Origin of the sequence: Pseudomonas sp. Ag1, assembly GCF_000278565.1 — a bacterium.
Lineage (GTDB): Bacteria > Pseudomonadota > Gammaproteobacteria > Pseudomonadales > Pseudomonadaceae > Aquipseudomonas.
Window position 1 is genome coordinate 147,007 of record NZ_AKVH01000100.1, and the last position, 12,791, is coordinate 159,797.

At 60.3% G+C, this 12,791-nt stretch carries 9 protein-coding genes; 8 read left to right on the forward strand and 1 reads right to left on the reverse strand.

The features are described from left to right. Nucleotides 1-274 precede the first annotated feature (274 nt). On the reverse strand, nucleotides 275-1,399 hold the full coding sequence (locus A462_RS14880; RefSeq protein WP_008435665.1) for a polysaccharide deacetylase family protein: 1,125 nt from the start codon (nucleotides 1,397-1,399) through the stop codon (nucleotides 275-277). Between the two features lie 294 nt (nucleotides 1,400-1,693). Between A462_RS14880 and yaaA the strand changes: the two genes are divergently transcribed. The 8 genes from yaaA to A462_RS14840 all read left to right on the forward strand — a co-directional run. Beyond that, nucleotides 1,694-2,473, forward strand: coding sequence for a peroxide stress protein YaaA (gene yaaA / locus A462_RS14875; protein ID WP_008435666.1), 780 nt, complete (start codon nucleotides 1,694-1,696; stop codon nucleotides 2,471-2,473). A gap of 868 nt (nucleotides 2,474-3,341) precedes the next feature. Further along, entirely contained in the window at nucleotides 3,342-4,658 is a 1,317-nt protein-coding gene (locus A462_RS14870) for a nucleotide sugar dehydrogenase (RefSeq protein ID WP_003216295.1), read from the forward strand. 84 nt (nucleotides 4,659-4,742) lie between these two features. Then, entirely contained in the window at nucleotides 4,743-6,224 is a 1,482-nt protein-coding gene (gene alg8 / locus A462_RS14865; protein WP_017477650.1) for a mannuronan synthase, read from the forward strand. Nucleotides 6,225-6,260: 36 nt separating this feature from the next. Continuing rightward, nucleotides 6,261-7,430: an alginate biosynthesis protein Alg44 gene (locus A462_RS14860; protein WP_003216292.1), complete on the forward strand. Its 1,170-nt coding sequence runs from the start codon at nucleotides 6,261-6,263 to the stop codon at nucleotides 7,428-7,430. A gap of 90 nt (nucleotides 7,431-7,520) precedes the next feature. Next, nucleotides 7,521-8,945 (forward strand): alginate biosynthesis TPR repeat lipoprotein AlgK, encoded by a 1,425-nt coding sequence (algK, locus tag A462_RS14855; RefSeq protein ID WP_419202040.1) that lies wholly within the window; start codon nucleotides 7,521-7,523, stop codon nucleotides 8,943-8,945. Continuing rightward, nucleotides 8,942-10,429: an alginate export family protein gene (locus A462_RS14850; RefSeq protein ID WP_003216288.1), complete on the forward strand. Its 1,488-nt coding sequence runs from the start codon at nucleotides 8,942-8,944 to the stop codon at nucleotides 10,427-10,429. The genes algK and A462_RS14850 overlap by 4 nt, the downstream gene beginning before the upstream one ends. Beyond that, on the forward strand, nucleotides 10,429-11,988 hold the full coding sequence (gene algG, locus A462_RS14845) for a mannuronan 5-epimerase AlgG (protein ID WP_032899433.1): 1,560 nt from the start codon (nucleotides 10,429-10,431) through the stop codon (nucleotides 11,986-11,988). Before A462_RS14850 ends, algG begins: the two co-directional genes overlap by 1 nt. A gap of 11 nt (nucleotides 11,989-11,999) precedes the next feature. Then, nucleotides 12,000-12,791, forward strand: a 792-nt coding sequence (locus A462_RS14840) for an alginate O-acetyltransferase AlgX-related protein (RefSeq protein ID WP_008435670.1), incomplete at its 3' end; no start/stop codon positions are given.

A 12,791-nucleotide genomic window follows, 5' to 3' on the forward strand; every position in this document is an offset into this window, starting at 1 on the left:
CTTGAGGGGCGTCAAGTGCGGTGCACACAAGAGGTGTCTTGGAAGACGCCACCTGTGTTGCAGGTTTCGGCTGTCTGTCTTCGTAATACCGCAAAACACATGACAGGAAAAAGCACTTTGACGCTTTTTTGAAGTTTATTTTTCAGGATGACGAATAGCACTAGGCGCGCCGGCATTGCACCGTTAAAGTCGGAAGTTCGCCTGTGTCGAAATACCTCCCAAATTCCCCCCTGAAAAACCTCAGCCCCAACAGGGCCGGGCTTTTCGTGCTTTTTCAGCGAAACGCTTCGCGGCAATCCTGCCAGCCGAGTCCACTTTCTGCGGTGGCGTGTAAAAGCCAGGGTAAAGCGATGCGCGCCTTGTCCTGGGTGTCGTGGAAGACGATCACCCCGCGCCGCCACAACAGCATCAGTGTGAGCACGCGGTTCGCCGACTCATCAGCCTTGAGCTTGCCGGGTTCGTCTTCCGAGTCGATGTCCCACAAGGCCACTTGCAGCCCTTGTGACTGGAAAAATCCCTGGCTGTCGGACCGGCGCTGACCGTACGGCGGGCGGAACAGCGGCAGGTAGTTTTCCGGCATCAGGTTTTGCGCCAGGGAGGCGCTGCGAGTGATGGACGACTGCCAGTCGACCCAATGGCTATGGGAGCGGTACTGCCAGCCCTGGATGCCGACGCACTGGCCCTGGTACAGCGCCTGCACATCGGTGGCCGAGCTTTTCTCGACGCGGGTTTGCAGGCTGTTGCCCAGCACGAAGAAGAGGCTGTGCATTTTCTGTTTGCGCAGGTAGTCGGCGAGCCAGTCGGTATTGCCGCTGACCGGGGACGGTCCGCTGTCGAAGGTCAGCAGGAACATCCGGTCGTTGAGTTCGTCGCCGTTGCGCTCGTGATCGCCGAAGCGCGCGATTTCGCTGCTGATCTGGGGGAACAGGGCGGCCTTGCGCAACTGTTCATCCAGGTAGCGCTCGTGGAATGCGCGGCTGGGGCCGGCCCAGCCTATATAGAAGGAGTTGTCGCTGACTTCGAATTTGGCGGCTTGTTCGCGCAGGTCGTCCATGTTTTCCACCAGGTAGCAGAAGGAGGCGTCCTGTTCGCAGCTTTGTTGGGCGAAGGTGTAGTTTTCCAGTAGCCGTTGCCAGAGTTGACGGCGCAGGTCGTCGATCGAGGCCTGGTTGATGATCTTCAGGCCCAGGCGCTGCTTGAGGGCGGGCTCGTCGAGGGCTTCGCTGGCCAGCAGGGTATGGGCGAACATCAGGATTTCTGCGCGTGAGGCGACGTCGAACAGGGCGGGGCTGCTGAGGCGTTCGGGCCAGGTGCCGCGGTCCAGGGTCGCGACATCCACGGGGGCGGCTTGGGCGCCCAGGCAGATGAGCCAGGCTGACAGTAAAAGCGCAATTTGCACGAAGGGTCTCCCTTTCCAGAGTCGTCGGGCACTATAGCCGATCGTGTGGGGGCGCTATTGGGTTGGTGTGTATATGCGTTATTTGAGTGATGGCTTGTATTGGTTCCGCTCTTACAGCGGCTCACTTTTGAACGCTTTTGCAAAGTGACTCGCTGTAAGAGCGAAACCATAAGCCGCCGTAACCGCAGAAACGGATATGCCCCCCAACGACCGCACAGCTATCTATCACCATCATAGGTGGAGTCAAACCGCCCTACCCCCTAGAATCCCCCCACGATTAAAGGAGACGACTTCATGCTGACGGTGATTTCCCCCGCCAAAACCCTCGATTTCGAGTCAAAGCCGGTCACCCCGCGCTTCACCCAGCCGCAATACCTCGACCACTCCCAGGAGCTGATCGAACAACTGCGCGAACTCAGCCCGGCGCAAATCAGCGAACTGATGCACGTCTCCGACAAAATCGGCGGCCTCAACGCCGCACGCTTCGGCAGCTGGACCCCCGCCTTCACCCCCGCCAACGCCAAACAAGCCCTGCTGGCATTCAAGGGCGACGTCTACACCGGCCTCAACGCCGAAACCCTCAAGGACGCCGATTTCACCTACGCCCAGGACCACCTGCGCATGCTCTCCGGCCTGTACGGCCTGCTGCGGCCGCTGGACCTGATGATGCCGTACCGCCTCGAAATGGGCACCAAACTGCCCAACGCCCGTGGCAAGGACCTGTACGCTTTCTGGGGCACCCGCATCAGCGAGTGGCTCAACGAAGCCCTGGCCGAACAAGGCGATGACGTGCTGCTCAACCTCGCGTCCAACGAGTACTTCTCGGCAGTCAAACGCCCGGCATTGAATGCGCGAATCATCAACACCGAGTTCAAGGACCTGAAAAACGGCCAGTACAAGATCATCAGCTTCTACGCCAAGAAGGCCCGGGGCATGATGAGCCGCTTTGTGATTGAAGAACGCATCAACGACCCGGCCCGACTCAAGGAGTTTGACGTGCAGGGTTATCGCTTCAATGCGGAGCAGTCGAAGCCGGATAACCTGGTGTTCCTGCGGGATCACGCACCGGAATAACCTGACAACGAAGATCCAAATGTGGGAGCGGGCTTGCTCGCGAAAGCGGTGGTTCAGTCGATGCCTTTATTGCCTGACACGCCGCTTTCGCGAGCAAGCCCGCTCCCACATTTTGTTTGCATTCCAATTCCGAATTCGCCATTTATTTGGCGTCAAAAATAATTCTTCAGATTCCCTAACATTTATTTCACTCGACATTCGTCAATTTTTTTCGTAGTGGCACCACTTTTTTAAAACAGTAGTGGCACAAAACTATTTACCCCTCGCAACTCCCCGCAACTACTGGCCTAAATAGCAAGTGCTATCAGAATAGTACTAGTGCCATCTTTCCTAATATTTCAAGAAATTTCCGGAAACAGGATGAGTGGACAGGAACTATGTCCTAAAGCACCGCTCATACCACCGGTAACGATTATCTCTGAAGATGTAAGAGATGACTTACGTGGCGACCAAGGAAAGTAGCAAAGTTGTCATATAACTTTGACTCAATGGTCAAATCATCAACTGATTAGTTGAAGGCGGACGCAAAGGTTTCACTACTTTCTCCGACAAGGCCAAGGCTGAGCTCACCTGTATGGGTCAGTGAGACAACCCAAGCCGTTGATATATAAGGGCTCAAAGCCCCTGTCAACGCCTTGCGGCACTGGCGCCAGGCCCTTCCCCAGGAAGGCTGGCTGCATTTCAGGGCAAGCCCCAACAATAAGGCCAAGTTGCGCACAACTTGAGTGCATTAGTTAGTCACTCGACTTTTAGTATGCCTGCACTGGATATACCGACGTTTATTCGTCGCACTTCCCAGTGCCTGGGTGACGCTTCAAAACATGAACTCCGGCCATCTAGTGGCACGATTAACAATGAGGTAAATGCGATGCGCATCAGCATATTTGGTTTGGGTTACGTCGGCGCGGTATGTGCCGGTTGCCTGTCTGCACGGGGCCATGAGGTCGTTGGCGTAGACATCTCCAAGGAAAAGATTGACCTGATCAACGCGGGTAAATCCCCCATCGTTGAACCGGGTCTGGGCGAGCTGTTAAGCCAGGGCGTTCAAACCGGCCGACTGCGCGGCACCACCAATTTCGCCGAGGCAATCCGTGATACCGACCTGTCGATGATTTGCGTCGGCACGCCGAGCAAGAAGAACGGCGACCTGGAACTCAACTACATCGAATCGGTGTGCCGCGAGATCGGTTTTGTCCTGCGTGACAAGACCTCCCGTCACACCATCGTGGTCCGCAGCACCGTGCTGCCAGGTACCGTGGCCAATGTGGTGATTCCGATTCTCGAAGACTGCTCGGGCAAGAAAGCCGGCGTCGACTTCGGCGTCGCCGTAAACCCTGAGTTCCTGCGTGAAAGCACCGCCATCGCCGACTACGACCTGCCGCCGATGACCGTCATCGGTGAATTCGACACCGCTTCCGGCGATGTTCTGCAGTCGCTGTACGAAGAACTCGACGCGCCGATCATCCGCAAGGACATCGCCGTCGCCGAGATGATCAAGTACACCTGCAACGTCTGGCATGCGACCAAAGTGACCTTCGCCAACGAGATCGGCAACATCGCCAAGGCGGTGGGTGTCGACGGTCGCGAAGTGATGGAAGTGGTCTGCCAGGACAAGACCCTCAACCTGTCCCAGTACTACATGCGCCCGGGCTTTGCCTTCGGCGGTTCCTGCCTGCCCAAGGACGTGCGCGCCCTGACATACCGCGCAGGTTCCCTGGACGTGGATGCGCCGCTGCTCAACTCGCTGATGCGCAGCAACGAGTCCCAGGTGCAAAACGCTTTCGACATCGTCTCCAGCCATGACAAACGCAAAGTCGCCCTGCTGGGCCTGAGCTTCAAGGCCGGCACCGATGACCTGCGCGAAAGCCCGCTGGTGGAACTGGCAGAAATGCTGATCGGCAAGGGTTTCGACCTGAGCATCTACGACAGCAACGTCGAATACGCTCGCGTGCACGGCGCCAACAAGGACTACATCGAAGGCAAGATCCCTCACGTGTCGTCCCTGCTCAACTCGGACTTCGACGAAGTGATCAACAACTCCGACGTGATCATCCTGGGCAACCGCGACGAGAAGTTCCGTGCCCTGGCGCACAACGCCCCCCACGGCAAGCAAGTGGTCGACCTGGTGGGCTTCATGTCCAAGGCCACCAGCGTGAGCGGCCGTACCGAAGGCATTTGCTGGTAACAGCAACGGCAAGTTTCAAGCGGCAAGCGTCCTGATCCCCGGCGCTTGCTGCTTGAAACCTCCTTCACCTGCGGAATGACGCCTATGTCCAAGTTAAAACACGTACTCCTCCAATCTGCCGGCTGGCTGTTTTTCCTGAGCCTGCTGATGGGACTCGCCCTGCTGTTGCCGGCGAGTACGTTCGACTCAGAGTCGAAGAATTTTATTTTCCTGATTGGCGCCGTCGGTATCTGGCGCTACTCGATGGGTGCTACGCATTTCTTTCGCGGCATGCTGTTCCTGTACGTGGTCTACCCGCACCTGCGGCGCAAAGTGCGCAAGCTGGGCAAGGCGGCAGACCCGTCCCACGTATTCCTGATGGTTACCAGCTTTCGGATCGACGCGCTGACCACGGCCCAGGTCTACAGCTCGGTGATCCGCGAGGCCATCGAATGTGGCTTCCCTACCACCGTGGTCTGCTCCCTGGTGGAAATGTCCGATGAGCTGCTGGTCAAGAGCCTGTGGGCCAGGATGAACCCGCCCGACCACGTCAAACTGGACTTCGTGCGCATCGCCGGTACCGGCAAGCGTGACGGCCTGGCCTTCGGTTTTCGCGCCATCTCCCGCCACCTGCCGGACGACCGTGCCGTAGTGGCCGTGATCGATGGCGACACCGTGCTCGCCGAGGGCGTAGTGCGCAAGACCGTGCCGTGGTTCCAGCTGTTCGGCAATGTCGGCGGCCTGACCACCAACGAGTTCTGCGAAGTGCGCGGCGGCTACATCATGAGCGAGTGGCACAAGCTGCGCTTCGCCCAGCGCCACATCAACATGTGCTCCATGGCCCTGTCCAAACGCGTGCTGACCATGACCGGCCGCATGTCGGTATTCCGCGCCAACGTGGTCACCGACCCGGGCTTCATTGCCGATGTGGAAAGCGACTCGCTGCAACACTGGCGCCTGGGCCGCTTCAAGTTTTTGACCGGTGACGACAAGTCCAGCTGGTTCAGCCTGATGCGCCTGGGCTACGACACTTTCTACGTACCGGACGCCGCGATCCACACCGTGGAACACCCGCCGGAAAAGAGCTTTATCAAGGCCAGCCGCAAACTGATGTTCCGCTGGTACGGCAACAACCTGCGCCAGAACTCACGTGCCCTGGGCCTGGGTATGCGTCGCCTGGGCCTGTTCACCAGCATCGTGCTGTTTGATCAACGCGTGTCGATGTGGACCTCTCTGCTGGGGCTGACCGTGGCGATCATCGCCACCTTCAAATACGGCGGCGCGTTCATCCTCGCCTACCTGCTGTGGATCGGCATCACCCGCCTGATTCTGACCCTGCTGCTGTCGTGCTCCGGCCACAAGATCGGCCCGGCTTACCCGGTGATTCTCTATTACAACCAGATCATGGGCGCGCTGGTGAAGATCTACGTGTTCTTCCGCCTTGATCAACAGTCCTGGACCCGCCAGGACACCAAACTGACCCGCGATTTGGCCAGCTTTCAACGTTGGTTCAACACCTGGTCGTCTCGGACCATGACCTTCTCCGCCGGCAGCATTTTCGTCGCCGTGTTGCTGATGATGGTTTGACCCTGCCAAGCCTGAATTAACTAGGAACTAAACACCATGAATAGCCCAGTAAACGCCAACGTTGTCCACGAATCCGAAGCCCAGCGCCAACACGCCCGGGTCAAAATCCCGGCCAAGCTGCGCTTCTTCGGCGCCGATCAAACACCGATGGAAGTGCGGGTGATCGACCTGTCAGCCGGCGGCCTGGCCTTCAACGCCCCGCAGCAGCCGCTGAAAGTCGGCGATGTGCACAAGGGTCGCTTGCAGTTCGTGATCGACAACCTGGGCCTGGCGATGGACGTCGAGCTGCAGATTCGCTCCTACGACCGCCAGACCGGCCGCACCGGTTGCCAGTTCCAGAACCTCGATGCACAAGACATCTCCACCCTGCGCCACCTGATCACCTCGCACCTGGCCGGTGACATCGTGACCATGGGTGACGTGCTGGCAACCCTGCAACGCGACAACTTCACCAAGGCGCGCAAGGTCAAGGACGGCGGCAGCAACATGAGCGTCGGTGGCCGCCTGCGGGCGGTGACTTTCAGCCTCGGGATCTTCGTGGTGGGCCTGGCGGCATTCGGCTTCGTGGTCAAATCGGTGTACGGCATGTACTTCGTCAGCCACGCCACCTCCGGCCTGGTGAGCGTGCCCGGGATGAACGTGACCATGCCCCGCGATGGCACCGTGCAAAGCCTGATCAAAGGCGATGCGGTCGCCGCCAAAGGCGCGCCATTGGCAACCTTCAGCACCAGCATGCTCGACGTACTCAAGGGCCATCTGGACGAAGACCAGCTGCAACCGGCCAAGGTCGAAGAGCTGTTCGGCAAGCAAATGACCGGCACCCTCACCTCCCCTTGCGACTGCGTCGTGGCCCAGCAACTGGTCGCAGACGGTCAGTACGCCAGCAAGGGCGACGTGATCTTCCAACTGGTGCCACGCGGCAGCCAGGCCAACGTTGATGCGCGCTTCTCCTATCGCCAGTTTGCCGACGTTCGCCCGGGCACCCGCGTGAACTTCCAGGTAGCGGATGAAGAGCAGGTACGCACCGGCACCATCGTCAGCAGCACCAGCCTGAACAGCAGCGAAATGTCCTCCGACATCCGCGTGCAGATCAAACCCGACGCCCCGCTGGACAGCACCTACGCCGGTCGCCCGGTTGAAGTGACCAGCGATCGCGGCCCGTCCCTGAACTGGCTGATCGACAAAGCCATGGCCAACGGTCTGTAAGCAGAGGACATGCCTGTGATGACTCTCTCAAAAACACCGCAATCCCTGTGGGAGCGGGCTTGCTCGCGAAAGCAGTGTGTCAGCCAACACATGCATCAACTGACAGGGCCCCTTCGCGAGCAAGCCCGCTCCCACATGGGAACTGCGGCGTTGCTGGCTGTTGCGGTCAGCCTCGCCGGTTGCGCCGGCCTGCCCGACCAACGCCTGGCCAATGAAGCGCTGAAACGTGGCGACACCGTCACTGCCCAGCAGAACTACCAGCAGCTCGCGGATTTGGGCTACAGCGAGGCCCAAGTGGGCCTGGCGGATATCCAGGTCGGCACCCGCGACCCCGAGCAAATCAAGCAGGCCGAAGCGACGTACCGCGCGGCCGCCGATACCTCGCCTCGTGCCCAGGCACGCCTGGGCCGCCTGCTGGTGGCCAAGCCCGGCGCGACCGAAGCCGAACACCATGAAGCCGAAGGCCTGCTGAAAAGAGCCTTTGCCAATGGCGAAGGCAACACCCTGATCCCGCTGGCAATGCTCTACCTGCAATACCCGCACAGTTTCCCGAACATCAACGCCCAGCAGCAGATCAGCAAATGGCGCGCCTCGGGTTACCCGGAAGCCGGTCTCGCCCAGGTGCTGCTGTATCGCACCCAGGACACCTACGACCAGCACCTGGATGAAGTGGAAAGCATCTGCAAGGCGGCGCTGAACACCACCGATATCTGCTACGTCGAGCTGGCCACGGTCTACCAGAAAAAAGCCGAGCCGGAAAAACAGGCCGACCTGCTCAAGCAGATGGAAGCCGGCTACAGCCGCGGCACCGTCACCGCCCAACGGGTCGACAGCGTGGCTCGTGTACTGGGTGATGCAAGCCTGGGCAAGACCGACGAAAAAACCGCCCAGGCCCTGCTGGAAAAAATCGCCCCCGGCTACCCGGCCTCCTGGGTCAGCCTGGCGCAACTGCTCTACGACTTCCCGGAACTGGGCGACGTCGACCAGATGATGAAGTACCTCGACAACGGCCGCGCCGCCGACCAGCCCCGCGCCGAACTGTTGCTGGGCAAGCTCTACTACGAAGGCAAGTGGGTCCCGGCTGACGCCAAGGCCGCCGAAGAACACTTCCAGAAAGCCGTCGGCCGCGAAGTCGCCGCCGACTACTACCTCGGCCAGATCTACCGCCGTGGCTACCTGGGCAAGGTCTATTCGCAAAAGGCCCTGGACCATCTGTTGACCGCTGCGCGCAACGGCCAGAACAGCGCCGACTTCGCGATTGCCCAGCTGTTTTCCCAAGGCAAGGGCACCAAGCCCGACCCGCTTAACGCCTATGTCTTCAGCCAGTTGGCCAAGGCCCAGGACACGCCGGAAGCCAACGACCTGGCGACCCAGCTCGAAGCGCCGCTGACCCCGGAACAACGCGCCGAAGGCCAACGCCTGGTGCAACAGGAGCTGGCCGTGCGCGGCACCCTGGCCCAAAGCACGCTGCAATTGCACGCCCTGCAAGAAGAAGACGGCGAGGAATCCCTATGAAGCTCAACCCATTCGTCAAGGCCGGTATCGGCCTGACCTTCGCCCTGCTGTGGTCGTGCCCGACCCTGGCGGCGCTGACCGAAGCCAAGAACTTCGGCCTGGAAGTCAAAGTCACCGGCCAGTCCGAAGATGACCGCGACCTGGGCACCCAGAAAGGCGGCGACGTCAACGGCATCGGCCTTGACCTGCGCCCGTGGATCTACGGTGAAAGCGGCAACTGGAGCGCCTACGCCATGGGCCAGGCCGTGACCTCCAGCGACATCATCGAGACCGACACCCTGCAACAGTCCTCGGATGACGCCACTCAACAGACCAGCAATGACGACCGCAAGAGCAAGAAGAACTACCTGGCGATGCGCGAGTTCTGGGTCGCCTATGGCGGCTTCACGCCCTACCCCGGCGAGATCCTCAAGCTCGGTCGCCAACGCCTGCGCAATGACGACGGCCAATGGCGCGACACCAATATCGAAGCGCTGAACTGGACCTTCGACACCACCTTGCTCAAGGCCAATGTCGGCGTCGCCGAGCGCTTCAGCGAATACCGCACCGACCTCAAGGAACTGTCGCCCAAGGACAAGGACCGTCAGCACCTGTACGCCGACGCCGCCTATCAGTGGACGCCAGGCCAGTGGATCGGCCTGCGCGCTCACCACACCCATGATGACGGCAAGCTCGACTACCCGGAACCGGGCGTGGCCACCGACTCGCTGGACAAGCGCGAGAACGGCGACCTGACCTGGCTCGGCATCGAAGCCAACAGCGATGCCTATAACTGGCGCAACACCAACACCGTCAACTACTGGGCGAGCGTCACCGGCATGCAGGGCGACCGCGACACGGTCAACGCCTTGAACGCCGACGGCACCCGCCCCGCCAATGCCAAACGCAGCGATGACGTGAATGGCTGGGCCACCGACCTGGGTGTGCGCCTGCGCCTCGACCCGCAGTGGCAAGTGGGCGCGGCCTACTCCCGCGCCAGTGCCGAATACGAGCAGAACGGCCTGCAAAGCAACCGTTCGAACTGGACCGGTACCCAGTCCCGCGTCCACCGCTTCGGCGAAGCGTTTCGCGGCGAGATGAACAACATGCAGTCCATGAGCCTGTTCGGGTCCTGGCAGCTGCGCGAGGACTATGACGCAAGCCTTGTGTACCACAAGTTCTGGCGCGTAGACGGCAACAAGCCGGTGGGCAGCAACGGCATCGATGCCGTGCAGAACAACACCGATGACGTGACCGGCGCGATCCTGTCCAGCACGTCCCTGCCGCTTGAAGACGGCAAGAAAGATCTCGGCCAGGAGATGGACCTGGTGGTCACCAAGTACTTCAAGAAAGGCCTGCTGCCGGCCGGGCTCAGCCAGTCGATCGACGAGCCGTCGGCCCTGGTGCGCTTCCGTGCAGGCGTGTTCAAGCCGGGCGACGCCTATGGCAGCCAGGTCGACTCGTACATGCATCGCGCCTTTGTCGACGTGATCTGGAAGTTCTGATGGGAGCCTGCGCAATGAAGTCTCAAAGCCTGCTCGTCGCGGCCATGCTGCTGGCCAGCGCCTCGGCCTTCGCCGACAAAGCGCCGACCATCGCCAAAGAGCTGCAACAGGCCAAGACCTACACCATCTCCAGCCCGCCGACCGAGCCGCTGGAGATGGCCAAGCCTGCGCTGCCGGACGTGTCCGGCTACACCGCGGCCAATATCGCGAAAAAGATCGTGCGTACCAAGCCAGGCAAAATCAGCATCCGCCGGATGATGCAGGAAGACGCCCTGAAGGACTTCATCGGCGGCGACAACAAGATGGCCGAATGGGTAGTGCGCCAGCACGGCATTCCCCAGGCGATCTTTGTCGACGACGGCTACATGAACCTCAAGGACCTGCTGAAGAAAGTGCCCAAGCAGTACTTCAGCGAAACCTCGCCGGGGGTGTTCCTGGCCAAGTTGCCGATCGTGGTGGGCCGTAAAGGCATCCTCGAAATCGACAAGCAGACTCAAGAGCTGCGCCTGTCCCAGGAAGCCGGTTCGTTCCTGATCAACGACGGCCAACTGTTTGTGCGTGACACCAGAATCACCGGCTGGCGCGAGAAGACCAACGGCCCGGCGACCTTCCAGTCGCCCAAGGAATTCCGTCCGTTCCTGCTGGCCTGGGGCGGCACCGAGACCTACATCGCCAACAGCAAGATGGCCAGTTTCGGCTACGCCAACAGTAAGTCGTATGGCGTGAGTATTTCCCAATACACGCCGAACATGGCCAAGGTGCTCAAGCGTCCTGAACCGACGGGCTGGATCGTCGACTCCGAGTTCTCGGACATGTGGTACGGCTTCTACTGCTACGAAACCACCGGCTTTGTGCTCAAGGGCAATACCTACAAGGACAACATCGTCTACGGCATTGACCCCCACGACCGTTCACACGGCCTGATCATCACCGACAACACCGTCTACGGCACGAAGAAGAAGCACGGCATCATCATTTCCCGGGAAGTGAACGACAGCTTCATCTTCAACAACCGCAGCTTCGACAACAAGCTCTCGGGCCTGGTGATCGACCGTAACAGCGTCAACAACCTGATCGCCGACAACGAGATCTACCGCAACCACACCGACGGCATCACCCTCTATGAGAGCGGCGATAACCTGCTGTGGGGCAACAAGGTGATCAGCAACCGTCGCCACGGCATCCGCGTGCGTAACAGCGTGAACATTCGCCTGTACGAGAACGTTGCCATGGCCAACGGGCTGACCGGCGTGTACGGCCACATCAAGGATTTGACCGACACCGACCGCGACATCGCCCTCGACCCGTTCGACACCAAGGTCTCGCTGATCGTGGTCGGCGGTGAACTGGCCGCCAACGGCAGCGGGCCGCTGTCCATCGACTCGCCGTTGAGCGTCGAGCTGTACCGCGTATCGATGCTTGCGCCGACCAAATCCAGTGGCATCAGCTTCTCGGGCGTTCTTGGCGATCGCCAGGAAGAGATCCTCGACTTGCTGGTACGCCAGAAGAAAGCCGTGCTGATCGACCCTGTCGAACGCCAGACCGAAATGCAGGACTGAGGATGACCTTTATGCACCCACACATGATCAAACTGCTCAGCCTTTCGGGTTTGACCCTCGGCCTGCTCGCGGCCAGCCAGGGCGTGCGCGCCGACGAAATCAAGGCGCCAACCTTCACCGCCGAACCGTGCTGCAGCCTGTGCCCGGCCGCCCACGACGCGAAGAACTACACCACGCGCTACCAGCAGAACTTCACCACCCTGGTGCAAGCCCAGGGCGACTGGCTGTTCCGGACCCAGGAAGACCTGCGCACCGAATTCGACACCAGCCCCGCCGGCTACAAACGCATGCAGCAGCTGCACGATGCGTTCAAGAGCAAGGGCGTGGAACTGGTGGTGGTCTACCAGCCGACCCGTGGCTTGGTGAACCGCAACAAGCTCAACCCTGAAGAGAAAGCCAGGTTCGATTTCGACAAGGCCCTGGGCAATTACAAGACCATGCTCGGGCGCTTCGCCAAGATGGGCTACGTCGTACCGGACCTGTCGCCGCTGACCAACGAGCAACTGCCGGATGAATTGCCGGCCCACGATTTCTACTTCCGCGGCGACCAACACTGGACGCCATACGGCGCCCAGCGCACCGCCAAAATCGTCGGCGCGAAAGTGCGGGCGATGCCTGAATTTGCCGGCATCCCGCAGCGTGAATTCGAGACCAAACGTTCCGGGCGCATGGGCAAGACCGGCACCCTGCACAACATGGCCGGGCAACTGTGCGGCACCAGCTACGCGATCCAGTACATGGACCAGTTCACCACCGAGCCCAAGGGCGAGGCGGCAGACGGCGACCTGTTCGGTGATYGATCA